20 protein-coding genes are annotated in these 24,944 nt (G+C 53.4%); 14 read left to right on the forward strand and 6 right to left on the reverse strand.

What is annotated here, in order from left to right; translation table 11 throughout:
- From IOQ59_RS07045 to IOQ59_RS07075, 7 genes are all read left to right on the forward strand, one after another.
- On the forward strand, positions 1–1,440 hold the full coding sequence (locus IOQ59_RS07045) for a Y-family DNA polymerase (protein WP_193952565.1): 1,440 nt from the start codon (positions 1–3) through the stop codon (positions 1,438–1,440).
- A gap of 11 nt (positions 1,441–1,451) precedes the next feature.
- Complete coding sequence (locus IOQ59_RS07050; RefSeq protein ID WP_193952566.1) at positions 1,452–4,562, forward strand: error-prone DNA polymerase; 3,111 nt, start codon at positions 1,452–1,454, stop codon at positions 4,560–4,562.
- Between the two features lie 98 nt (positions 4,563–4,660).
- Positions 4,661–5,284, forward strand: a complete 624-nt coding sequence (locus tag IOQ59_RS07055; protein ID WP_371871833.1) for a M15 family metallopeptidase — start codon at positions 4,661–4,663, stop codon at positions 5,282–5,284.
- 108 nt (positions 5,285–5,392) lie between these two features.
- A complete protein-coding gene (locus IOQ59_RS07060) occupies positions 5,393–5,623 on the forward strand; it encodes a FeoA family protein (RefSeq protein ID WP_193952567.1) in 231 nt (76 codons plus the stop codon).
- Positions 5,616–7,574, forward strand: coding sequence for a ferrous iron transport protein B (feoB, locus tag IOQ59_RS07065; RefSeq protein ID WP_193952568.1), 1,959 nt, complete (start codon positions 5,616–5,618; stop codon positions 7,572–7,574). Before IOQ59_RS07060 ends, feoB begins: the two co-directional genes overlap by 8 nt.
- Before the next feature lie 10 nt (positions 7,575–7,584).
- The gene (locus tag IOQ59_RS07070) at positions 7,585–7,767 is read left to right on the forward strand and encodes a hypothetical protein (RefSeq protein ID WP_193952569.1); all 183 of its coding nucleotides are present in this window, start codon (positions 7,585–7,587) and stop codon (positions 7,765–7,767) included.
- Positions 7,768–7,876: 109 nt separating this feature from the next.
- Positions 7,877–8,473, forward strand: a complete 597-nt coding sequence (locus IOQ59_RS07075) for a YiiX/YebB-like N1pC/P60 family cysteine hydrolase (protein WP_193952570.1) — start codon at positions 7,877–7,879, stop codon at positions 8,471–8,473.
- Here IOQ59_RS07075 and yjeH read toward each other — a convergent pair.
- On the reverse strand, positions 8,470–9,750 hold the full coding sequence (gene yjeH, locus IOQ59_RS07080) for an L-methionine/branched-chain amino acid transporter (protein WP_193952571.1): 1,281 nt from the start codon (positions 9,748–9,750) through the stop codon (positions 8,470–8,472). The genes IOQ59_RS07075 and yjeH overlap by 4 nt on opposite strands.
- 59 nt (positions 9,751–9,809) lie before the next feature.
- Between yjeH and IOQ59_RS07085 the strand changes: the two genes are divergently transcribed.
- Positions 9,810–10,301, forward strand: coding sequence for an Lrp/AsnC family transcriptional regulator (locus IOQ59_RS07085; RefSeq protein WP_228050736.1), 492 nt, complete (start codon positions 9,810–9,812; stop codon positions 10,299–10,301).
- A 115-nt stretch (positions 10,302–10,416) separates the two neighbouring features.
- On the opposite strand, the gene IOQ59_RS07090 is transcribed toward IOQ59_RS07085, so the two are convergent.
- Positions 10,417–12,333, reverse strand: coding sequence for a PhoX family protein (locus tag IOQ59_RS07090; RefSeq protein WP_193952572.1), 1,917 nt, complete (start codon positions 12,331–12,333; stop codon positions 10,417–10,419).
- Positions 12,334–12,700: 367 nt separating this feature from the next.
- Here IOQ59_RS07090 and clpB point away from each other — a divergent pair, with 367 nt between their 5' ends.
- Complete coding sequence (clpB, locus tag IOQ59_RS07095) at positions 12,701–15,283, forward strand: ATP-dependent chaperone ClpB (RefSeq protein WP_193952573.1); 2,583 nt, start codon at positions 12,701–12,703, stop codon at positions 15,281–15,283.
- Between the two features lie 109 nt (positions 15,284–15,392).
- On the opposite strand, the gene IOQ59_RS07100 is transcribed toward clpB, so the two are convergent.
- The 3 genes from IOQ59_RS07100 to IOQ59_RS07110 all read right to left on the reverse strand — a co-directional run bounded on the left by IOQ59_RS07100 (position 15,393) and on the right by IOQ59_RS07110 (position 18,512).
- Complete coding sequence (locus tag IOQ59_RS07100) at positions 15,393–16,673, reverse strand: TRAP transporter large permease (RefSeq protein ID WP_193952574.1); 1,281 nt, start codon at positions 16,671–16,673, stop codon at positions 15,393–15,395.
- Positions 16,670–17,326, reverse strand: a complete 657-nt coding sequence (locus IOQ59_RS07105; RefSeq protein WP_193952575.1) for a TRAP transporter small permease — start codon at positions 17,324–17,326, stop codon at positions 16,670–16,672. Before IOQ59_RS07105 ends, IOQ59_RS07100 begins: the two co-directional genes overlap by 4 nt.
- Positions 17,327–17,495: 169 nt before the next feature.
- The gene (locus IOQ59_RS07110; RefSeq protein WP_193952576.1) at positions 17,496–18,512 is read right to left on the reverse strand and encodes a TRAP transporter substrate-binding protein; all 1,017 of its coding nucleotides are present in this window, start codon (positions 18,510–18,512) and stop codon (positions 17,496–17,498) included.
- A 227-nt stretch (positions 18,513–18,739) separates the two neighbouring features.
- On the opposite strand from IOQ59_RS07110, the gene IOQ59_RS07115 reads away from it, so the two are divergent.
- The 3 genes from IOQ59_RS07115 (at position 18,740) to IOQ59_RS07125 (ending at position 21,857) form a co-directional block, all read left to right on the forward strand.
- Positions 18,740–19,636 (forward strand): LysR family transcriptional regulator, encoded by an 897-nt coding sequence (locus IOQ59_RS07115; protein WP_228050737.1) that lies wholly within the window; start codon positions 18,740–18,742, stop codon positions 19,634–19,636.
- A 271-nt stretch (positions 19,637–19,907) separates the two neighbouring features.
- The gene (speB, locus tag IOQ59_RS07120) at positions 19,908–20,873 is read left to right on the forward strand and encodes an agmatinase (RefSeq protein WP_193952577.1); all 966 of its coding nucleotides are present in this window, start codon (positions 19,908–19,910) and stop codon (positions 20,871–20,873) included.
- 168 nt (positions 20,874–21,041) lie between these two features.
- On the forward strand, positions 21,042–21,857 hold the full coding sequence (locus IOQ59_RS07125; protein ID WP_193952578.1) for a sterol desaturase family protein: 816 nt from the start codon (positions 21,042–21,044) through the stop codon (positions 21,855–21,857).
- A 65-nt stretch (positions 21,858–21,922) separates the two neighbouring features.
- Here the strand turns inward: IOQ59_RS07125 and IOQ59_RS07130 are convergent, their stop codons facing one another.
- On the reverse strand, positions 21,923–22,189 hold the full coding sequence (locus IOQ59_RS07130) for a hypothetical protein (RefSeq protein ID WP_193952579.1): 267 nt from the start codon (positions 22,187–22,189) through the stop codon (positions 21,923–21,925).
- A gap of 442 nt (positions 22,190–22,631) precedes the next feature.
- Between IOQ59_RS07130 and IOQ59_RS07135 the strand changes: the two genes are divergently transcribed.
- Positions 22,632–24,353 carry an acetolactate synthase 3 large subunit gene (locus IOQ59_RS07135; protein WP_193952580.1) on the forward strand — a complete coding sequence of 574 codons (1,722 nt, stop codon included), beginning with the start codon at positions 22,632–22,634 and terminating at the stop codon, positions 24,351–24,353.
- Positions 24,354–24,355: 2 nt separating this feature from the next.
- The gene (ilvN, locus tag IOQ59_RS07140) at positions 24,356–24,850 is read left to right on the forward strand and encodes an acetolactate synthase small subunit (RefSeq protein WP_193952581.1); all 495 of its coding nucleotides are present in this window, start codon (positions 24,356–24,358) and stop codon (positions 24,848–24,850) included.
- Positions 24,851–24,944: the final 94 nt, after the last annotated feature.

Consider the following 24,944-nt stretch of genomic DNA (forward strand, 5'->3'; position numbering starts at 1 on the left):
ATGAACCGTTTAGCCACCGAACGGGAGTCCCTTTGGCTCTACCTGCATTTTTCACAGCTGGCGTTAGAAGCTCAGCAGCTGGAAGCAGGGATTGCCGGGTTGCTGGACACACGGGGACAGAAGCTGGAATTGTGCAGTTACGATGCGGTGCAGGCCGGACTGGAACCGGGCATGGCCATCGCCACTGCGTTTAGTATCTGCCCGGAGGTAGAGCTCTTTCATCCCAACCCGGAACGAGTCCAGCAGCAGTTGGAAGCGCTGGCGTTATGGGCGGGCAGCTTCAGTGCGCAGGTGGTGCTGTATCCGCCGGAAGGTCTGTTGCTGGAAGTGGCATCGATGCTGGATTATTTCGGTGGCCTCAACAATCTCTGGCAACAGATGGAACAGCGGCTTAAGCGTTTGGGGTTTCAGGTACGTTATGCCACCGGGCATACTCCGTTGGCAGCACGCTTACTGGCCCGGGCGGGGCGTTCATTGGTTATTGAAGGGCGGGCATCTCACCGGCAAGTATTGCAGATGCTGCCTCTGAGCCAATTGGAACTGCCTGCTAAACAACAGGATCAGCTCCGGGGAATGGGGTTGTTACGCCTGGAGCAGTTACACGCCTTGCCCCGGGATGCCATTAGTAGTCGCTTTGGTGTGAAGTTACTCGATTATCTGGATCGCCTTGAGGGGCGTCGTCCCGATCCTCAAGTGCTATTTGAACCCCCACCGATCTTCCAGCAATTTCATGAATTCTCCCGCGAAATTGAACACAGTCTGGCGCTGTTATTTCCTCTGCGGCGTATTCTGGAAGCGTTAGCCGGTTATCTGCAACGTCGCGAACTGCTGGCACAGCAATTGATTCTGACGCTGGTTGAACGCGATGGTGGTCATCAACAGCATGATATTGGCCATGCCAGTGGTTCAGCGGATGATGAGACCTGGTTAGAGCTGTGCAAGTTACGACTGGAGCAGGTGAAACTGCAGCAACCGATCTTGGCGTTACAGGTGGAGGTGGAACGGTTTAAAACCAGTCAGCAGCAGAGTTATGACCTGTTTGACTCTCAGCGCCATGCCGAAGATCCAATGGATCTGCTCAGCCGTTTGCAGGTGCGGCTCGGAGAGGCGGCGGTGCAGCCGGTGACGCTCTGTGCTGATCATCGCCCTGAACAGAGCTGGCAGCTCAAACAACACCCGCAGAAGGCAGTGGATAACGCTACGATGCCCCTACCTAAAGGCCGCCCCGGCTGGTTGCTGAAAAGTCCGCAGCGGATATCTCAGCACCAATTACCTCCGCATATTGAACTCAAAACCGGTCCGGAGCGGATCAGTAGTGGCTGGTGGGATGCTCAGCAGGTACGCCGCGACTATTACATCGCCCGCTGGGCCGATGGGCGCCACGGCTGGTTATTTCGTGATGCGCAGGGAGGCTGGTATCTGCATGGCTGGTTTGGTTGAGAGGTGGGGCGATGCAATACGCTGAACTGCACTGTATCAGTAATTTCAGTTTCCTACGGGGTGCGTCCCACCCGGATGAACTGGTGAAGCGCGCCCATGAACTGGGCTATCAGGCGCTGGCCATCACCGACGAGTGTTCCGTGGCCGGGGTGGTGAGGGCATGGGAGGCCCGCCGAGATCTGCCGCTGAAACTGATCGTGGGGGCTGAGTTCTATCTGGACGACCACTGTTTGGTGCTGTTAGCCCCGGATCGTCAGGCATATGCCGCACTGTGTGCCTTGATCTCCACCTGCCGACGCCGATGCGAAAAGGGTCAATATGAACTGCGCTGGGATGATTTGGCGGAAGGCGTGGGAGGCTGTCTGCTGCTGTTCCGTCCAGCAAATAGCCCCGCATCGGATACAGAGAACGCCTTGGCGTGCGGGAAGCGGCTGAAGGCATGGTTTCCCCAGCGTTGCTGGTGGTTGTTAGAACGTCTGCTAGAGAATGGCGACGATGGCCGCTTCCAGCAACAGATACGGCAATCCCGGATGCTGGGGATTCCGCCGGTCTGTGGCAATGATGTGCATATGCACCACCCTGACCGGCAACGTTTGCAGGATGTACTCACGGCCATTCGATTACGCACCAGTGTGCAGCGGGCTGGTTTTGCGCTGGCCGCGAATGCGGAGCGTCATCTGCGTTCCTTTCGTAAATTGCAGCACTTGTATCCTGATGAGTTACTGCAAGAGACCGCCGCGATAGCGGAGCGCTGTCACTTTGACCTGTCCGAACTGCGCTACGAATATCCCGCCGAGCTGGTACCAGAGGGATCCAGTGCGAAACAGCATTTGCTGGGTCTGGTGATGGCCGGACAAAAGGTACGTTATCCAGACGGCACGCCCGAACAGGTACAGCGGCAGATTGATTATGAGCTGAAAGTGATTGGGGAGATGCAGTACGAGCACTACTTCCTCACCATTCACGACATCGTCCGTTTTGCCCGTGCTCAGCAAATTCTGTGTCAGGGTCGCGGATCAGCGGCGAACTCGGTGGTCTGTTACTGCTTACATATCACCGAAGTGGACCCGTTGAAGGTCAACCTGCTGTTCGAACGTTTTATCTCCAAAGAGCGCAACGAACCACCCGATATCGATGTGGATTTTGAGCACGAACGGCGCGAGGAGGTGATTCAGTATATCTACCGCCAATACGGTCGGGAGCGGGCAGGGCTGGCCGCGACGGTGATCAGCTATCGGGCGAAAAGTGCGGTGCGGGATGTGGGCAAAGCGTTGGGAATGGATGAAAGTTATCTGACATGGTTGCTCAGCCGTTTGGATCGCCGTGACCACGAAAACCCCTGGTTAGCGCAGCTGGCTACCATGGGCGGCGATGAACCGGCTCCTATCTATCAGCAGTTTGTTGCGCTAGTGGCGGAGATACTCGATTTCCCGCGCCATCTGTCCCAACACGTGGGTGGTTTCGTGATCTCTGCCGGGCCTCTGTCGGAGCTGGTGCCAGTGGAGAATGCCGCGATGAAAGACCGCACGGTGATTCAGTGGAATAAGGATGATCTGGAAGCCCTTGGTCTGCTGAAGGTGGATGTGTTGTCACTGGGCATGCTTACCGCAATTCGCAAAACGCTGGACCTGCTCAGCGAACAGACCGGTAAGCCGGTGCGGCTGCAGGATATTCCCCGTGAAGATCCGGCAGTGTACGCCATGCTCAGTCAGGCAGATAGCATTGGCGTATTTCAGGTCGAATCCCGCGCCCAGATGAGTATGCTGCCGCGCCTGAAACCACAGAGATATTATGACTTGGTGATCGAGGTGGCGATTGTGCGTCCCGGCCCGATTCAGGGCGATATGGTGCACCCTTACCTGCGCCGACGGGATGGTATTGAAGCGGTGGATTATCCCAGTGAGGCGGTGAAAGAGGTATTGGAACGCACCTTGGGCGTGCCGATTTTTCAGGAGCAGGTGATTAAACTGGCGATGGTCGCCGCAGGGTTCACTGGTGGTGAAGCGGATCAGTTGCGCCGTGCGATGGCAGCGTGGCGCCGCACAGGGTATATCCGCCAATATCAGCAGAAGCTGGTGGATGGGATGCTGGAACGGGGTTATGAGCTGGACTTCGCGCAGCGGATCTGTCGCCAGATTGAAGGATTTGGGGAGTACGGCTTCCCCGAATCCCATGCGGCCAGTTTTGCACTGTTGGTGTATATATCTGCCTGGCTCAAATGCCATCATCCGGCGGCATTCTGTTGTTCGTTGCTGAACAGTCAGCCGATGGGATTCTATACCCCCGCACAGTTAATACAGGATGCACAGCGACATGGGGTGACGGTGTTGCCGGTCGACCTGAATGCCAGTGGTTGGGATCATTCCCTTGAACCGCGATCTCCCGTCGACACGCTCCCTGAAGATCAGTATCGCTCCCTGCGGTTGGGATTAAGATTAATCAAAGGTCTCTCCAAGCGTGGTGCGGAAGCGCTGATCGAAGCCCGCCCCGCAACAGGCTATCAATCTGTTTCCCAAGCCCGGCAGCGTTGCCGCTTATCCCGTTCAGATTGGGACGCACTGGCTGCAGCGGGTGCCATGAACAGCATCTCGGAACACCGTTATCAGGCGCGTTGGGAGTTGCTGGCCGATACCCCGTGGCTGGAACTCGATTCTGACCCGGTTGCAGCGATTCACGATGATCCGATCCGCCTGGCTGCCCCCGATGAACAATCGGATCTGGAAGAGGACTTTCGTAATACGGGGGTCAGTCTGGGGCGTCATCCACTGGCCCTGATGCGTGAACAGGGTGTTTTACCCCGTTGTCTGAAGGCTGAGCAGTTAACCGAGTGTCGTCACGGTCAGCTGGTGCATGTGGCGGGTCTGGTGACCAACCGACAACGACCAGGCACCGCCAGCGGGGTGACCTTTGTCACACTGGAAGATGAAAGCGGGCAGATCAATCTGGTGGTCTGGCAGGCAACGGCGAAGGCTCAGCGACGTGCGCTGCTGGCGGCCAATATCCTACAGGTCTCCGGGGTGCTGGAGCGGGAAGGGGAGGTGATTCATGTGGTCGCCGGGCGGTTGCAGGATATTAGCTTCCAGTGGGATGCGCTGAAGGTGAAGTCACGGGATTTCCGCTGACCGTACACTTTCAGTGTGTTTCTCTCATTTTGCAGTAGCGAAAAGCAGAGGCCGCCGTTACTCTGGTAGATGCATGCCATCTCTCTAAGGAAACCACCGTGAATCCCAAGCAACGCCCTGATCTGATTGTTGATCTGCTCTCCATTGCTCCGAACATTCAGTTGGACCTGAAATACCTGACCGGCGATAACTTTGTCGGTGACCGTATAGAGGGGTATGACGCAGAACTGTGCCTGATCAGCCGTCCGGCCGCGAGTGCGTTACAGCGGGTACAGCTGGCATTAGCTGAGTTCGGGTTGGGATTAAAAGTGTTTGACGCTTACCGGCCGCAACGTTCAGTGGATCATTTCCTGCGCTGGTCAGAGGATCACCAGGATATCCGGCATAAAGCAGATTATTATCCCGAGCTTGCCAAACCCGAGCTGTTCTCTAAAGGCTATCTGGTGCAGCACTCCAGTCACTCCCGTGGCAGTACGGTGGATCTGACCGTGATTGATCTGGAGACCGGTGATGAACTGGAGATGGGCACCCGCTTTGATTTCTTTGGAGAGGAAAGCTGGATTGACTGTCAGAGCATCAGCGCCCAAGCCCGCGGCAACCGGATGCTACTTCAGCATGTGATGGTGCAGCATGGTTTTGTACCGTTTCATCATGAATGGTGGCACTTCACCCTGCAGGATGAGCCGTATCCAAATATCTGCTTTGATTTTCCTATTGCTTAGCAGTGACAGCTGATTTTTCCATATATTAGTAAACCTTGATATTAATCATGTGTCGTAGTGTAAGGGTGTCGGATAATCATTCGCATTCTCTTATACGGTGGTTGGCCCATGACATTAACTGACGTCGCAAAAAAACAAACCTGTCGTATTCTAGCGATCAAAGGCCCCGATAATCTGCGCCAACGATTAACCGCTTTGGGGGTATTACGAGGCCAGCGGGTGCGACTCAGTGCCAATACCCTGTGGGGTAATCCACGTACCTACGCGATTGGACGCCAGCAGATCTGCCTGCGCAATGAAGATGCGGTGATGGTGGAAGTGGAGCTGTGCAATGACTGAACGTGTGTTTACCGTCGCCCTGCTTGGTAATCCCAATTGCGGTAAAACCTCTCTGTTCAATCTGCTGACCGGTTCCCGGCAACGTACCGGCAATATGGCGGGTGTGACCGTGACTGGACGGGAAGGTGAGCGCGAACATCAGGGTGTCACGCTGAAATTTGTCGATCTGCCAGGTATCTATTCGCTGAGCCACAACCGCGTTGAAGAGCGGGTCGCACGGGATTACCTGTTTGAGACGCCACCCGATTTGATCCTGAACGTCTTGGATGCAGGCAACCTGTCCCGCAATCTGGCGTTAACCACTCAGTTGTTGGAGCAGCAGTTACCCAGCGTCATAGCCGTTAATATGCTGGATGAAGCAGAAGCACAAGGGATCGCTCCAGACTGCGATGAACTCGGACAGCTGTTGGGTTTACCGGTGCTGCCCAGTGACGGTCGCCGTCCTCGTTTCCTTGATCTGCTGCTAGACACTTTAGTTGGGCAGCTACGCATCCCATCCCAGCAACCTGATCTGGCCATCGATTACGAAAAACACGTCGAGCAGTCGCTGACTCAGTTGATGGCAACAGGCCTTAATCGCTGGCAAGCGGTGCAGGCGCTGGAGTCGGGTGGTGATGTTGCGTTTGTTCTGCATGATGACCAGCAAGCGTTGGTCAAAAAACAGATTAAACAGTTAGAAAACTATCACGATGACAGCGCTGCTCAATTGATCGCCGAGGGCCGTTACGGCTTTATTCACGGACTGATGCATAACAGCGGTAGCGATCATGAAGAGCTGACCTTCGCTGAGCACTGGCTGGATTCTATCGCGCTGAACCGTTGGTTGGGTTTTCCTGTCTTTGTGGGTCTGTTGTGGTTGATGTTTGAGGCTACCTTTACCTTAGGTGCGTATCCGGCGGATTGGATCGACGCGACTGTGAGTGCTTTGGGCCAGTGGCTGGCGTCAGGGTTACCTGACGGTTTATTGCGTGATGTGCTGGTGGATGGATTGATTGCTGGAGTTGGCGGGGTGTTGGTGTTCCTGCCCAATGTGGTGTTGCTGTTCACCTTTATCGCCATCATGGAGCAGTCCGGTTATATGGCGCGGGCCGCTTTCCTCACTGACCGCCTGATGAGCCGGGTTGGCTTGCACGGCAAGGCGTTTGTGCCTTTGGTGATGGGGTTTGGCTGTAACGTCCCTGCGATTATGGCGACCCGAACGATTGAAGAACCCCGTGCCCGCCTGATCACGATTCTGATCAATCCGTTTATGAGTTGTTCTGCACGGCTTCCCGTCTATGTGTTGCTGGCGGGTGTCTTCTTTGCGGACCGTGCTGGTACCGTGATGTTTGGTATCTACATACTGGGCATCTTGATGGCGTTTACTGTGGCGTTGATTTTGTCCCGTACGATCCCGACTCAGCACGATGAGTCCTTCATTATGGAGCTGCCGCCGTGGCGTTTCCCGTCCCTACGCTCTTTGTGTCTGCATGTTTGGGATAAAGCAGGCGATTTTCTGTCCAAAATCGGTGGGGTGATTCTGGTGGGATCGTTGCTGATCTGGCTGTTGCAGACTTTCCCGCAAGGTGCAGACCAATCTTTCCTGGAGCAGTTGGGACATTTTCTGGCGCCGCTGTTTGCCCCGTTAGGGTTTGGCTGGCAGGAAACGGTCGCGTTGCTTTCGGGTTTTATCGCGAAAGAGGTGATTGTTGCCACGTTGGCGGTGGTCTATCAGATGGGCGAACACGATATGGTGGGCTTACAGGCGGCCATGTTGGCCGGTATGGCACCGGCTGCGGGGTTGGCTCTGATGGTATTTACCCTGCTTTATATGCCGTGTCTGGCCACCATTGCGGTGATCCGGCGTGAAACGGGTAGCTGGCGCTGGGCATTAATCTCGATTCTGATGGGATTAGTATTAGCGTGGGGCGGAGCGTTTATTACCTATCGGGTGGGTAGCCTGTTTTTTTGAGGACGTTGATATGCAAGATTTAGGTCTGCTCGACTGGTTGGTATTACTGGCCGTGATTGGCGTCATCCTGATCTGGTTTAGTCGCTTTATCCGTCGCAGCCTTAAACCCGGATGCAGTCAGTCGTCAGGGTGCGAGGGGTGTAAGGGCTGTGATCAGCCAGAACCACCTCGCGAGCCCTCATCTTCTTCCTGATACGGTAGTGCAACTGTAGGTAGCGAATAGTGCTACCTGAACGGAGAAAATTCCTTCCATTGAGACTCTAACCAATACTGCAGCCATCAACTTAACGGGAGGCAGCGGTATGACACGTCAGGCGCAATTGGATCAGCTGGAAGCACAAGTTCGCGACACTTTGCAGGAAGGCGATATCCTGTTTATCTCCATCAACAGCTTTTTGTATAAGCAGGTCGCCCGCGGCACCGGTAGCTGGTGTTCCCACGTGGGTTTTGTGGTGCGGGAGCAGGGTGAGTGGTTTGTCATGGAGAGCGCCGTACCGGTGGTAAAACGCAGTCCTCTACGCTCATTTCTGAGTAAAACCTGTGAGGATCAGGTCGCGATCCGTCGTCTCAAATCCGGAGTCAGTAGCGACCAGATTGATCGCCTGAAAGCTGAAGCTGAAAAGCGCTTAGGCACCTTCTACCATCTGGGGTTTAAGTACGATTCCAAACGCCAGTTCTGTTCCAAGTTTGTCCACGAATGTTTCCGTGATGCACTGGATATTAAGCTGGGTAAAGTCGAAACACTGGAGGTCTTGCTGGAGCAGAATCCTCAGGCCTCGGTCGGCTTTTGGCGCGCATGGTATTTTGGATTGATCCCATGGCAGCGCCGTACCTTAACTCCTGCCAGTCAGCTGGCTGATGATGCACTGGAAACGGTGTTTTCCACCCGATCCTGCTAATTAACCGGCAGGTTGGGACGAGCCGCGCGATTCTCAACAGGAGGGATGGGCCTTTTCCGTTTCCACCATTGCTGGCCGAGTAAGACCAGCGTGATGAATAGCGCCAGCCCCAATGCATATAACATGGCATCGCCCAGACAGTAGACAAACAAACCGCAGGCGCATAAACCGATGGCAATGGCAGGACGGTGGCGGCGTGACAAAAGCTTCCATGCAGCCAGCAGGGAGGTGGTGTAGATCAGGATAAAGGCACCATTCACCCAGTGAGCTAACGCGGGGAAGTCCAGTTCTGCCAGATAGCTCAGGATCAGCATGGCAGCGGAGATCAGGATGAACATCAGCAGTGCCACCGCAGGCACCTGGTGTTGATTCAGGGGTTTCAGCTGAGCGGGTAATATGCCTTCATTACTGAAGCTCCACGCCAGTCGTGACAGGCTGGCAAAGTAGATATTAATCGTCGCAATGCCACTAATCAGTCCTAATGCGCCGATAATCCAGCGCCCGCCATCACCCAGTAAGACCTTAAAGGCCCCAACCATCGCGAGATTGTCTTGTGGTGCTAAGAGGGATAGATATGTACAGCCGATAAAGATGATCCCCACTAGCGTGATACCTCCGACCGTTGCTGGAATAAAATCTCTTTTTACATCTTTGAATTCGGTCGCCAGATGGGTGATCGCTTCAACCCCCAGAAAACACCAGATTGCCAGACCAATGGCAGACAGTATGTCGCTGGATGTCCCTGCTTTGACCGGTGCGGTTTCCGGCGATGTTATCAGCAAGGTTATGAGCATAATTCCTACAACCGCGAGGATGGCGAGTGCCAGTCCCAGTTGAAGCTTGCCGGATAACTGTAATCCACGTCGGTTGATAAAAAACAGCAGGCCGAACACCAGCAGCTCACCACAAAAGGCTTCCCGAGGGGACAGCGTGACCAGCGGATTAAAGAATTCAAAGGTCATGATCAGCGCTGCGGCGGCCCCCGGTGGTACGGCAAACAAGAACACCAATCCGACCACCCGACCGGCAGTGACGCCAAAGGCTTTGCTGACAAAGTACGCAGGGCCTGCCGCATGGGTAAACTTACGGCCCAGCTCAGCGAATACGTAGGCCAACGGCAAGATCGACAGCAACAGGATGAGCCATGCCCAGATCGCTTTGTCGCCTGCTTGAGCAATGGTGAGTTGGGGAACAATAAATACGCCGGTGCCTAGCAGTGTGGTCGCAATCAATCCCATCCCTTGCCAGCGTGTAATTGTTTGATTTAGCCTTGTCATCCCAACGCTCCGAATCGAAAACAACAGTGTACGGATGATGGCCAAAACAAGGCGTCGTTATGACGTTTCGATTTGCAGGTATTTATACGATTTCCCGACGTTATGCGGGGGAAGGTAGTCAGATGGACAGCTTTGATCAGAAAATAATCGCGGCGCTGAAGGACAATGCCCGTCAGAGTGTGTCCAGCATCGCAGAGCAGGTGAATCTTTCCCGAACGGCGGTTTCAGAACGCATGAAGCGGATGGAAGCGCAGGGTGAGATTCTGGGTTATCAGGTGCTGACCGCATCACACAACGAGAGCGGAAATGCCTTAAAAGCGTACTTTGAAGTCAGCCACGGCGGGTTTGAATGTGCACCCTTTGTGCAGGAATTGATGAAGTTTCCCGAAGTACAGAGCTGCCACGGTATCAGTGGTGAAGTCGATGTTCTGGTGTATGTGGAAGCACCTACTATGCAGCGCCTGCATGATCTGCTGGAAGCGGTTGATGCCCTTAAACCCAGTGGCGCCCGGATTAAGACCCATATGATTATGCGTGAGTGGCATCGCTAACACGTAGGTTGATGATGAGCGTCGTGATTCCCAACTGGGATGGCGGCAGGCCCGGTTAATCAGTCCGAAAAAAGGCGCCCGAAGGCGCCTTTTTTAATACGGTATTAGCAGAGTTTTACGCGCCGATGATGCCACCGTCGTTACGGCGCACCACCATGATGGTGGAACGTGGTTTGCTATCGCCGCCTGCCGGGAAGTGAGACGGTTTGCCTTTTTCACCCGGATGCTGCACACCAACGAACATGGTGCGCTGATCAGGTGAGAAGGTCAGGCCGGTAATTTCACAGGCGATAGGGCCGGTTGCAAAGCGGCGAATTTCGCCCGATTCCGGGTCCGCACACAACATCTGGTTGTTCCCCATACCGGCGAAGTCATCCTTATTGGAGTACTTGCCGTCAGTCAGAATCCACAGGCGACCGGCATCGTCGAAGCCCAAGCCATCAGGGCTGTTGAACATGTTTTCGTTGCTGATGTTGCTGGAACCCGCGTACAGGTTGCCGGAGTGAACGTCCGGGTTACCGGCGATCACCATCAGGTCCCAGTCAAATTCCGCGGCGGCGTGATCTTCATTGGCAGGCCACCAACGTACGATCTGACCGTACTTGTTGTTGATGCGTGGGTTAGGACCGCCCACCGGCTGGCCGTCTTTCTTGCCACGGTGTTTGTTGTTGGTCAGGGTGCAGAACACAGTCTTGTTGTTCGGGTGTACGGCCACCCATTCAGGGCGATCCATAGTGGTTGCGCCCACCTGAGTGGCTGCTTCACGGGCAAAGATCATCACCGCTGCCTGATCGTCGAAGCCGTTTTCTTTGGTCAGGCCGTTTTTGCCGTGCGTCAGTTCAACCCACTCGCCTTTACCTTTTAGCTCGCCTTCTGCTGCGTTGAAGCGCGCCACGTATAGAGTGCCTTCTTCCAGCAGGTTGCGGTTCGCTTTCATATCGTTCGCGTTGTAACGGTCTTTAGAGACGAACTTGTACAAGTGTTCGCCACGCTCGTCGTCACCCAGATAGACCACAACCTGACCGTCTTTGTTGATGGTCAGTGCTGCGTTCTCGTGCTTAAAGCGGCCCAATGCAGAACGTTTCTTCGGCGTTGAAGTGGGATCAAATGGATCGATCTCGACCACCCAACCGTGGCGGTTTGCTTCCTGAGATTCTTTCGCCAGATCAAAACGCTCGTCGAACTTCGCCCACTGGTAACCGCGATCTTTTGCTTTGATCCCGTAACGTTTCTGCTGAGCGGTCAGTTTGATATCGGCATCGGAAGAGGAGAAGTAACCGTTAAAGTTCTCTTCACAGGTCAGGTACGTGCCCCAAGGGGTCTGGCCATTTGCACAGTTGTTGAATGTGCCCAGTACCTTAGTCCCGGTTGGGTCCGCTTTGGTTTTCACCAGATCGTGACCTGCCGCTGGGCCGGTCAGTTCCATCTCGGTGTACGCTGTGATACGACGGTTATACGCGGAATCGTTCAGGTAATCCCAAGTGCCGTCAGCGTTCTGCTTCACTTCGAATACGGATACACCGTGTGCTGCCTGAGATTTACGGACATCATCCGCTGTCATCACGTCGCCTTTGTGCGCGAATAGCAGTTGGTAGTTGGTGTATTCGTTGTTCACGGCCAATAGCGCACGGTCTTCAGATAGCGGGAACAGACTCATGCCGTCGGTGTTGTCACCAAACTGAGCAGCCTGCGCTGCCGCGTTCTGAGTGCCGGACTGATCAAAGGCTGGTGCCCCGCGTAGGATCGGATCACCCCAGGAGATCAACGGCTGCGCGCTGTAACCTTCCGGAACGATAAACGTATCGGCTGTGCTGGCGCGTACTGCAGAGAAACCGATCAGCTTGCTTGTCGCCGGTTTAGTGGCTGCCGCGACAGCCTGTGCCAGAGGGTTTGCTGCCAGAAACAGCCCCATCGCCGCAGCACCACCCCGGAGGAAACCACGACGGCTGACGGCCTTATCTACAATCGTTTCCAGATCAGAAGCGTTATCCTGCAGGCGATCTGCGTCACCCTGAAGTTGATTCTTAAGCATCTCACGAGTCCTGTTGACGTATTTTCATTGGGTCCATGTTTTAGTGGATGGGTATGACAATGGGGTGACCAAATTATTGAACTTTTGTTTCTGAACTCTTTTCTGACGTCTTGGGTTCCATCGTTTTGCACAAAACATGCGCCTGATCAAAAAATAATCAGGCTGATGATGTGTCGGCTTGAAAGGCGCTGATAGAGGCCCCATACATTAGGAGAGTAACAGAGAACCTTATATTTCTGGCAGCGCGCCAGAGGTGTAAACCGCACTTGCCTGATTAGGGAGTGCAGGAGGAGGACAGTGGCTGGCCTGATGCCAGATCTGTCGTCGTCTAAGCCACACAGGCCGACAGGCTGTGAAAGGAGAAACTATGAGACCCGATAAATTTACTGCCAAGCTTCAGGAAGCCCTGGCTGACGCGCAGTCGCTTGCCGTAGGCCGTGACCACAATTACATCGAACCGCTGCACTTGCTCAGTGCATTGATGGATCAGCAGCAAGGTTCCACCCCACAACTGCTGGCGCAGGCGGGCGCTGATATTAATGTATTGCGACAGAAATTGTCGCAGGCGCTGACCGACCTGCCCCGTGTACCGAATGCCGACGGTGAGATCCGTATCTCGCCTGATACCGGCCGTATCTTCAATTTAACCGATAAGCTGGCACAACAACGTGGCGATCAATATATCGCCAGTGAACTGGTGTTGCTGGCGATGGTGGATGATAAATCCCCCGTCGGAAAATTGTTGCGTGAAATGGGTGTGAATAAACAACGTCTGGAAGGAGTGGTCAGTCAGATGCGCGGTGGTGAAAACGTAAACGATCCGAATGCGGAAGAGAGCCGTCAGGCATTGGACAAATACTGTGTAGATCTGACCGAACGTGCCGAAAGCGGCAAGCTGGATCCGGTGATTGGCCGTGACGATGAAATTCGCCGGGCAATTCAGGTGTTGCAGCGCCGTACCAAAAACAACCCGGTATTAATTGGTGAACCGGGTGTGGGTAAAACCGCCATCGTGGAAGGCCTGGCGCAGCGCATTATCAACGGTGAAGTACCTGAAGGGCTGAAGCGCAAACGGGTACTGTCGCTGGATATGGGCGCCTTGATCGCCGGGGCGAAGTTCCGCGGTGAGTTCGAAGAGCGCCTGAAAGCGGTGCTGAACGAACTGTCGAAACAGGAAGGCCAGATCATTCTGTTTATTGACGAACTGCACACCATGGTCGGTGCCGGCAAAGCAGACGGCGCCATGGATGCGGGTAATATGCTCAAGCCTGCGCTGGCACGTGGTGAACTGCACTGCGTGGGTGCCACGACACTGGACGAGTACCGTCAGTATGTAGAGAAAGATGCCGCACTGGAACGCCGTTTCCAGAAGGTGCTGGTGGATGAACCCAACGAAGAAGATACCGTGGCGATCCTGCGTGGCTTGAAAGAGCGCTATGAAGTGCATCATGGTGTTGATATCACCGACTCGGCCATTATTGCGGCCGCGAAGTTGTCACAGCGTTATATCACCGACCGTCAGCTACCGGATAAAGCGATCGACCTGATCGATGAAGCAGCCAGCCGAATCCGCATGGAGATGGACTCCAAGCCGGAAGATATGGACCGCCTGGAACGTCGCCTGATCCAGCTAAAAATGGAACGTGAAGCGCTGAAGAAAGAGAAAGACAGTGCGGCCCAGAAACGTCTGGCCGAGCTGATCAGCACCATCGGTACATTGGAAAAAGAGTTTGCCGATCTGGATGAGATCTGGAAAGCAGAGAAAATTGCCCTGCAAGGCTCCCAAAAAGTGAAAGAGGAGCTGGATCAGGTGCGCGTGGAGATGGAAAAAGCACGCCGCGAAGGTGATCTCTCCCGCATGTCTGAGCTGCAATACGGACGTATCCCCGAGTTGGAACGCCAGCTCGAACAGGCCCGTGAAGCCGAGCAGCATGAAGGCGAAAGTAAAAATACCCTGCTGCGCAATAAAGTCACTGAAGAAGAGGTGGCCGAAGTGGTCTCCCGCTGGACCGGGATCCCGATCAGCAAAATGCTGGAAGGTGAGCGCGAGAAACTGTTGCGTATGGAAGCCGAGCTGCACAAGCGTGTTATGGGTCAGGAAGAAGCGGTCGTGGCGGTGTCGAATGCCGTTCGTCGTTCGCGTGCCGGTTTGTCCGATCCTAATCGTCCGCACGGTTCTTTCCTGTTCCTTGGTCCAACCGGGGTGGGTAAAACCGAACTCTGTAAGGCGCTGGCCGGTTTCCTGTTTGATACGGAAGAAGCGATGGTACGCATCGATATGTCCGAGTTTATGGAGAAACACTCTGTTGCTCGCCTGATTGGTGCACCTCCGGGTTACGTGGGGTACGAAGAGGGTGGTTATCTGACCGAAGCGGTACGCCGTAAACCATACTCTGTGCTGCTGCTGGATGAGGTGGAAAAAGCCCACCCGGATGTGTTTAACATCCTGCTGCAGGTGCTAGAAGATGGCCGCCTTACCGATGGGCAGGGGCGTACCGTCGACTTCCGTAACACCATCATCGTAATGACCTCCAATCTGGGGTCGGATCTGATACAGAACTTCAGCGACGATGATGATTACGAGCTAATGCATGCGGCGGTGATGGAGGCCGTGGGTGGTCACTTCCGTCCAGAGGTGATCAACCGTATCGATGAAGTTGTCGTGTTCCACAGCCTGAAGAAAGAGCAGGTGGCGGGTATCGCCGAAATTCAGCTCAACCGTTTGCGGGCACGCTTAGCCGAGCGTGAACTGACGCTGAGTATGACCTCAACGGCGATGGATAAACTGGTGGAGAGAGGCTTTGAACCGATCTACGGTGCACGTCCGCTAAAACGGGCGATTCAGCAGTACATTGAAAACCCATTAGCGCAGAAGCTGCTGGCAGGCGATTTTGCGAAGGGGGATGAGATTGCTGTGGATGTGGAAACCGGAGAATTCACGTTCCGCTGAACAAAAAAAACGGCCCGGAAACGGGCCGTAAGTGTTTGGGAGCATGCCCCCGGGCTGACATGACAATTAGGGAGGTATCAATGTCAGATTCGTTGTGCCTTACGCTGTGTTAACGGAAGGCCAGATCGCGCAAGCCGAGAGAGATCTCTGGGAACAACACCAGCAGTATGGTGGCAAACATCAGGATCAGCAGAAACGCGGATACGCCGCGGATTACGTCGATAAATGGACGCCGGAATACCGCAACCGCTGTGAATATGTTGCAACCGAATGGCGGTGTGGCCGCCCCAATCGCTACCTGTAATGTAATCAGCACACCAACCAATACTGGATCGAGGCCCGCTGCTTTCACCAGCGGTGCGAAGATTGGCACCAGAATCAGAATCACCACAATCGAATCCACAAACATACAGCCCACAAAGAAGGCGATGTTGATGGCGATCAGCGTCATGATCGGACCTGCGCCTTCCAATCCAATTGCCGCGATGATCTGCTGCGGAATCTGTGCGAACGACAACACCCAGGAGAAGGCTGCACCCGCTGCGATCAGGATGAACACCACAGAGGTGATGGCACCAGTCGAGAGTGCGATGTCGAATACATCACGGAATTTGATGGAACGAAAGACCAGCGCTTCCAAGACCAATGCATAGAGCACACAGATAGCCGCTGCTTCGGTAGGGCTGAATACGCCGCCATAGATACCGCCGACAATAATCGCTGGAAAACCCAGAGGCCAGAGGGCGCGGCGCAGCGCGACGAAACGTTCTTTCCAGCTGGCGCGTGGTTCCACCGGAATATTGTGTTTCTTCGCGTAGTACATGCAGTAAAGCGAGAACAGCACGATGATCAGTAAGCCGGGACCAAGACCGGCGATAAACAGCTCGGAAATCGACGTGCCGGAGATCACACCGTAGATGATCATGCCGATGGACGGTGGAATCAGGTACGCCAGATCCGCCGCGTTGATGATCAGCCCCATGGCGAAGGAGTCGTTATACCCGGCCTTCAGCATGCGTGGACGCATCGCGCCGCCTACTGCAACAACCGTGGCCTGCGTGGAGCCACACACTGCCCCAAATAATGCACAGGCTGCCGTCACAGAGACTGCCATGCCGCCCCGGATATGCCCCATAAAGCGCATCACCAGATCAACCAGTCGGTCTGCGGAATGACCGCGTGTGATGATATCGGCCGCCAGGATAAACATTGGGATAGCGATCAGCGCAGCGGGTTTGACACCACCGATCATCTGTTGTGCAACTAACTGCAGGTTCAGGTCCGGCAGGTAGATAAAGAAGGCCAGCAGGGTAGCGGCCAACAGCGGCATCATCATCGGGAATCCCGCCGCGAGCAGCAGGATCATTACAGCTAACATCATCAGAGTCATGATTTGCTCTCCTGTGTATCGGCAAGGGTGTGCTGAGCGGATTCAGGTACTGTCTCCAGTTCGTGATCCTGTTGATACAGGTGCATCACTTCGCTGATTTCAGGATCTTCGTACTGATCAATCGTGGTGTACGAGATGTAGACATCCGGGTCCGCCAGATTCAGGTTCTTCACTACCGTCAGGACATACTGAATACCGGTGAGGGCGAAGCCGACCACCACCCAGACGTAGGTCATGTACAGTGGAGCCTGCAGGGCAGGGGTTACCCGGCCACGACGGGCAATCTTAGCCACGTATTCGAAGGCATACCAGGCGAGGATAAACATCGCCACAGCGGTCGTGCTGGCGATAAGAATCATCATCAGCTTTTTGCTGCGTGCGGGCAGCAAATCGTAAAAGGCGGACATACGGATATGGCGGCCTTTACGGGTCACATAACCGAGCCCCATAAAGGTGATGATAATAATCAGGAACTCATTGAGCTCCTCGGTAAAGTAGATACTTTGAGAAAAGACATAACGGCCGAAGACGTTCGCGATGGTATTAGTCGCCATAATGATGACGCCCCAACCCAGAATGAACGCTTCGGTGCGGTCGATAAAGTTGTCCAGACCCGATAAGAGACGGTGTGGCGCATTACCTTGTGAGATCATTGCTTCCACCTTTTGTTTTTATAATTAAAGCTAGTTGAATCCCGGTGGATCGGAGTGGATTATGTTCTGAGGTGATGCAGACACGTCAGATCGGTACTATTCCGGTAGGTGTAGCCGGGAGAAGGCTGTGCAGGCGCTCACTACCTGCACAGCGATGGGGTGCCGGGTTTTACTTGATACCCAGTTCGTTCAACAGAGAGGTCAGCAGTTCTTCACCGCGCTCACCGGCAATCTTGGTGTAGGCGCTGCGGGTTGCGATACTCCGCTGCTGAAATACTTCACGTTCTGCGGCAGTCAGGTGAATCAGGTTGATCTCTGGCTTGGCTGCCTTGATCTTCTCCAGTTTTTCCTTGTTGAAGCGCTCTACTACTTCGTAGATATATCCATCCAGCTCAGCCAGGGTGTCGCGAATCAGCTTTTGGCGTTCGGCGGATTGGTTATCGTACCAGTAGGTACCGGACATGACGGTGGTGAGATGCTGTTGCTCACCCGCCCAGATCAGATAATCGGTGACTTCGTAAAACTTCATCTCTTCGATGGTGGCAGCCGGATTAACCTGACCATCCACCTGTTTCAGCTGCAGAGCACCGTATACTTCACCAAACGGTAATGGGGTTGGGCTTGCGCCCAGATCTTCATAAGCGCGTAACAGAATCGGTGACACCATCACCCGCATCTTGAAGTTATCGAATTCGTCCGGATTACGGACAGGACGGTTTGTGGTCCAGACCTGCTCGCCTTCCGAATACATCGTGTGCAGCTTCAGGCCTTTGGATTCGAAATCCTGGCTGAGCTGATTGTAGATGGTGTTACTGCTGCTGAGGAATTTTGAGGTGGCTTTGTTATCGGCCGGCAGGGTGTAGGGCAGCATAAACAGCTGGGATTCCGGCACGATGGTGCCCAGGTTGCCCACCGATACGTTGGTGAACTGCACAACGCCATCCGCGACATGTTCGACCAGCTCAGTCGGAGTGCCCAGAGAACCGAGGGGATAGATCTTGACCGTTACATCACCGTTCGTTTTGTTCTCAATCAGCTTCTTAAATTCCTGCGCATAGGTATCCATGATCGAGCCAGGAATCTCTTCAATCGCAAACTTCCACTCTTCTGCCAGCGCCGCGCCGCTGCTCATGACCAGAGCGGTGGTTAAAGCTACGCCTTTAAGTACTTTTTTTATTGTTGGCATGGTGAATCACCTTTTGTAGTTATTTTAGTTCAAGTCGTTCGGGACTGATTTGAGTATTGCAAAGGGTATTTCATTAAAAAATATAAAAGTTGATATGTTTATATTGTGTAATGTAATGTAATTGCCTGGTTAAAGTTTAAACAGTAACGGCCGTGTGCGATTCAGCTATTCAGCGAAACTGGATTGGACGGGGGATCAGCAACGGCAAAGGATGACGGTAGCGGCTTATGCATTCCATCAAACATATGAGAACCTTTTGTACCGTGGTGGAGTATGGGGGCTTTGTCGGCGCTCAAGCCTCGCTGGGGATGAGTCAGCCAGCGATCAGCACCCATATTCGGGACTTCGAGATCCGCTTAGGATTTCGCTTGTGTCACCGTGGTCGTAGCGGTTTCAGGCTGACCGAAAAAGGAGAGATCACCTACCGCAAGTGTCGTGAGATGTTAAACATGATCGCCGACTTTGATGCGGATCTAGGTGAGTTGCGGAATAAGCTGACCGGGGTACTGCGTGTTGGGCTGATTGATAACACCGTGACGAATCGGGAGTTTCCAATCCCGGATGCGATCAACCGCTTCTATAGCCGGGATAACGATGTGTCACTGTCGCTGACAGTACTATCGCCTGAGGATTTGGAGCGGGAGTTGCTCAGTGGCAATATTCATTTAGCCATCGGTATCTTCAGCAACCGTCACAGTGCAGTCCGCTACCGACACCTCTATACCGAAGCGCACAAGTTCTATTGTGGCAAGGGACATCCGCTGTTTGATCTGCCGGATGATGAGATTACGCTGGAAACCCTGCGCAAGCATCCGATCTCGTCCCGCACCTATCTGCAGCAGGCTGACTTGCAGTATTTCCGTAAAAATCACAATACCGCCTCTGTGTCTAATATGGAGGCGCAAGCAATCCTGATAACCAGTGGTAGCTTCATGGGATTTCTGCCGGTGCATTATGCTCAACAATGGGTAAAGCGGGGTGAAATGCGTGCGCTGGAGCATCTGGGGCTGAACTGGAGTTCCGATTTCCAGTTGGCCGTGCGCTCCTCTCCCGCCCCCAAGAATATCGCGCGGGTGTTTGTTGAAGATATAGAGGCCTCGATCAACACCCTTTCTAGTAGCTGATTTTTCATGTCTGCCAGCGTACCTGTAAGTGGCTTATATCCCTTTGTTTTTATGTGGTTTTATCTTCAAGGTGTCGAGCTGCGTATGTGGTTATATATAGAATTTTATAATGTGAACATCATAAGTTTTATATTTTTGGAAGTAAGTGCTTTTGCAATACTGATCGGGCTGTGAGCCAAAACCGATAGCCGTCTCAACGTTGGCACACGAGCGTTCCGATAACATCCCCCCGGTGCTCCTGCGCCGGGCGACACAGTAAGGTTGCAGAATAATGAGTAATAACACTTACGAAAAAGGCCGCTTGAACCTGCCATTTGTTGGCTTTTGTACATTTGCTAAAAGCCGTACCTGCGAAGATTGGGACAATATCAAAGCCGACGTTGCCTTTATGGGCGCACCCTTTGATTGCGGCACCCAGTGGCGTTCCGGTGCCCGAATGGGACCGCGTGCGATACGTGAGGCTTCCACTTTATTTTCCTTTGGCCACAGCGGTGCTTACGATCATGAAGATGATGTGATGTATCTGGATGGTGTGGATATCGTGGATATTGGTGATGCCGATATGGTGCACACCAACACGGAAAAGAGCCACGCCAACATTGAATACGGTGTACGTAAAATTCTTGAAGCTGGCGCGCTACCAGTTGTTGTCGGTGGTGATCATTCGGTTAATGCGCCGATTATCCGCGCTTTTGAGGGCAAGGGGCCGGTACATATTATCCAGATCGATGCCCACCTGGATTTCGTCGATGAGCGTCATGGTGTGCGTTTTGGTCATGGTAATCCTATTCGTCGTGCCTCTGAGAAAGAGTTTGTAACGGGTATGACCCAGTTGGGTATCCGTAATGTTTCTTCCTCCAACCGTACCGATCACCAGGCGGCGGAAGATGCAGGTTCGACTGTGCTGTCCGTACGCGATGTGCGCCGCTTGGGGCCTGAAGGTGTGCTGGCGTTGATTCCGAAAGGGGTGAACTACTACATTACTATCGATATCGACGGTTTCGATCCGTCTATTGCTCCGGGTACCGGCACGCCAAGTCACGGTGGCTTCACTTATTACGAAGTGATGGAGGTTCTGCAGGGAGTAGCGAATCAGGGGGAAGTGATTGGTATCGACCTGTGTGAAGTTGCGCCCGATTACGACCAGACCGGTTCCACCAGCATTTTGGCCGCTCAAGTGTTGATGAACCTGATCGGTTATGTGTTCCATGCCCGTGGCGAACGCGCTAAAGCATAGGGTTAGCTATCGCTTAATGTGGCGGTTGGGGCAATGCACCTGATCACTACGCCCAAAAAGCCCCGGTTGCAGGCCATGCAACCGGGGCTTTTTTGTCTTGGTTCTCATCCGTGGGTTTCCGCGTTACAGTCTTAGAGGTAATCAGACTCTAGATGCCGGAATACCTCCATGGACCTCGCCACTTTCATTACCACTCACGAAACCACTATCCGCCTAAGTTGCTTTTTAGGCATCCTATTGCTGGTGGCACTATGGGAGCTGGTTGCCCCTCGTCGTACGTTACGTATCTCCAAAGCTGTGCGTTGGGCCAATAATCTGGGATTGGTCTTTCTGAATAGCATTATGTTACGCCAGCTCTTTCCTGCGGCAGCCGTTGGGGTTGCTGTTTGGGCGCAAGACAATGGCTGGGGGCTGTTCAACCTGCTAGAGCTGCCGTTCGCTGCCAGTCTGATACTCGGCCTGCTATTGATGGATCTGGCGATCTACGCCCAACATGTTCTCTTCCATCATATACCTGTCCTTTGGCGCTTACACCGAGTGCATCATGTGGATCTGGATTATGACGTTACAACGGGCGCACGCTTTCATCCCATCGAAATAATTCTTTCCATGTTGATCAAGTTCGCACTGATCTGCGTATTAGGAGTAGTACCGTTAACGGTCATTCTGTTTGAGCTGATATTGAACGGTGCGGCGATGTTTAACCACGGTAATATCCGTCTGCCAAACGCTCTGGATCGTTATCTGAGGTTGGTATTAGTGACACCGGATATGCATCGGGTGCATCACTCCATTCAGATGGATGAAACCAACAGCAACTTTGGCTTTAACCTGCCGTGGTGGGATCGCCTGTTCGGAACTTATAAAGCGCAGCCGGATGCCGGGCAAGAGGGTATGCAGATTGGGGTAAAAGGGTTTGATAACCCGAAAGAGACTCAGTGGCTACCGGGAATGTTATGGGTGCCGTTTCGTAGAAAAGGATAAAGAGGGGTATCAGCAGAGGCCAGATGTCGCCTCTGCTGGGAACGATGACGCTGAACTACGCTGGCTTAATAAAGCGCAGTTTCGTCCCGTACGACGTCTTTGAGCACTTGCAGAAACAGGGTGTCTGCATCGCTGTGTTCAATCGGAATTTTAACGTTGGTGGTGGAGGACAGCTCATCCGCGATCAGCATATCCGCGTTCGGTTCGTTGATATGTTTGCGGGCGATTTCGATCGCTTTTTCGCTGATTTCCGGTTCCGCCAGGACTTTGCGGATAAACAACATCAATTCGTTGATTACACGGTCTTTATTTTTAATTTCTGCAACGCTCATTCAGGCGCTCCTTAGGTAATCTGTTGTACAGGCCCATCGTCGTATAGCAATTACAAAAACGCCGTGGGTTTTTCCTCACTATAACCCGAAGATGGATTCTCTGCATTCCCCGTTTTTCGTTGGTTGTAGGTTGATCAATGGCTGACTAAATGCGAGAATTAGCGCCAAATTTCTTCCGACCTTGGACTATTAGGCCACCCCGAATGTCCGGCGGAGTTAAGTATTGCCGCTTAACTTCCTGAAAGGTCTGCCAGTTGAGCGATCCTCAATCTTGGCGAGCACCCGAACGTGAGTCGCTTGTATCTCGTTTATCAGGAACGGTATTTGTAAGTTTTCCCATCCCGGGCGTCATCCACGCTTGATGGGCGACTACGTTCATTCGTTGCAGAAATAAACTGTCAAAATGTCGGAATTGAGTCCGACGCAGTGAGAGGGTGAAACAGTGGAATTACTTTCAGGCGCCGAAATGGTTGTGCGCGCCCTTAAAGACGAGGGTGTTGAAAACATCTACGGGTATCCGGGTGGCTCAGTACTGCACCTGTACGATGCTCTTTTCCAGCAGGAAGATGTCAAACACATACTGGTGCGCCACGAGCAGGCGGCTACTCATATGGCCGATGCTTACGCACGTGCGACCGGTAAAGCGGGCGTTGCGCTGGTAACGTCTGGCCCAGGTGCAACCAATGCCGTCACCGGTATTGCAACTGCCTACATGGATTCTATTCCGATGGTTGTTATTACCGGTCAGGTAATGAGCCATCTGATTGGTGAAGACGCGTTCCAGGAAACCGACATGATCGGTATTTCCCGTCCGGTGGTGAAACACAACTTCAGTGTTCAGCATCCGGAAGAGATCCCGTCGATCATCAAGAAAGCATTCCATATTGCTCAGACGGGTCGTCCGGGTCCGGTGGTTGTCGATATCCCTAAGGATATGACGAACCCAACCGACCGCTACCCATACGAATATCCGAAGAACGTGAAACTGCGTTCTTACAACCCGGTTAACCGCGGTCACGCAGGTCAGATCAAGAAAGCAATGGATCTGTTCCTGACGGCGAAACGCCCGGTTATTCTGGCCGGTGGTGGTGTTGTTATTGGTCATGCGTCTGAAGAGCTGCGTGAACTGATCCATCTGACTAACGTACCGTGCACGAATACGCTGATGGCGTTGGGTGCGCTGGCGGGTCGGGATCAGAACAACGTTGGCATGCTGGGCATGCACGGTTCTTACGAAGCGAACATGGTGATGCACCATGCAGACGTGATCCTGAACATCGGCGCGCGCTTTGATGACCGTGTAACTAACGGCACAGACAAGTTCTGTCCGACCGCGAAGATTATCCACGTGGATATCGATCCGGCGTCTATCTCCAAAACCATTCGTGCGGACATTCCGATTGTAGGTCCTGCGAAGAACGTTCTGGATGAGATGCTGGCCATCGTTAAAGCGTCTAACAAGCAGTTGGATGCGGAAGCGCTGAAGTCCTGGTGGGAGCAGATCGAAGAGTGGCGTGGTCGTCACGGCGGTCGCTACCGTACCGATGACTCTGAGCTGATGAAGCCACAGCAGGTTATTGAAACGCTGGACATGGTGACTGGCGGTGATGCGTATGTATGTTCTGACGTAGGTCAGCACCAGATGTACGCGGCACAGTACTACAAGTTCAATCACCCGAATCGTTGGATCAACTCCGGCGGTCTGGGCACGATGGGCTTTGGTCTGCCAGCAGCAATGGGTGTGAAACTGAATTTCCCTGAAGCCGATGTTGCCTGTGTAACCGGTGAAGGCAGTATTCAGATGAACATTCAGGAGCTGTCGACCTGCAACCAGTACGATATCCCGGTCAAGGTTATCTGTCTGAACAACCAGTCTCTGGGTATGGTTCGCCAGTGGCAGGACATGAACTATGAGTCTCGTCACTCTCAGTCTTACATGAACTCCCTGCCGGACTTCGTGAAGCTGGTTGAGTCCTACGGTCATGTTGGGATGAAGGTTGATAAATTCTCGGATCTGGAAGCGGCGATGCGTGAAGCATTTGCACTGAAAGATCGTCTGGTATTTATGGATGTTGCGGTTGATCCGTATGAGCACGTATACCCAATGCAGGTACCGCGTGGCTCTATGCGTGATATGTGGTTGAGCAAGACGGAGAGAACTTAATCATGCGCCATATTATTTCGGTACTGCTGGAAAACGAACCGGGTGCATTGTCCCGAGTTGTTGGGCTGTTCTCTCAGCGTAACTTCAACATCGAGTCTTTGACCGTTGCGCCAACTGACGACGAGACGTTATCCCGTCTGACCGTCACTACGCAGGGTGATGACCGTGTTGTTGAGCAGATCACGAAGCAGCTGAACAAGCTGATCGACGTGGTGAAAGTGGTTGACCTGACCGAGGGTGAACACATCGAGCGTGAGCTGATGATGATCAAACTGAAGGCCAACAACGGTACTGTGCGTGCAGAGATCAAACGTACTGCGGATATCTTCCGTGGTCAGGTGATCGATGCAACACAGAACACTTTCACCGTGCAGCTGATCGGTTCTAGCAGCAAACTGGATGCGTTTATCGAAGCGTTGTCCGGTGCCAGCATTCTTGAAGTGGTGCGTTCCGGTGTGTCCGGTATCGCCCGTGGTGAGAAAGTGCTGAGCCTGTAAAAAGGCTGATCAGTACCAGAAAAGCCGCTCATTGAGCGGCTTTTTTTATGCCTGTCATTTGATCGTGGGCGGCTTGGGTGTCGGTAAGTCGTTA

The organism is Pontibacterium sinense, assembly GCF_015209595.1.
Lineage (GTDB): Bacteria > Pseudomonadota > Gammaproteobacteria > Pseudomonadales > Balneatricaceae > Pontibacterium > Pontibacterium sinense.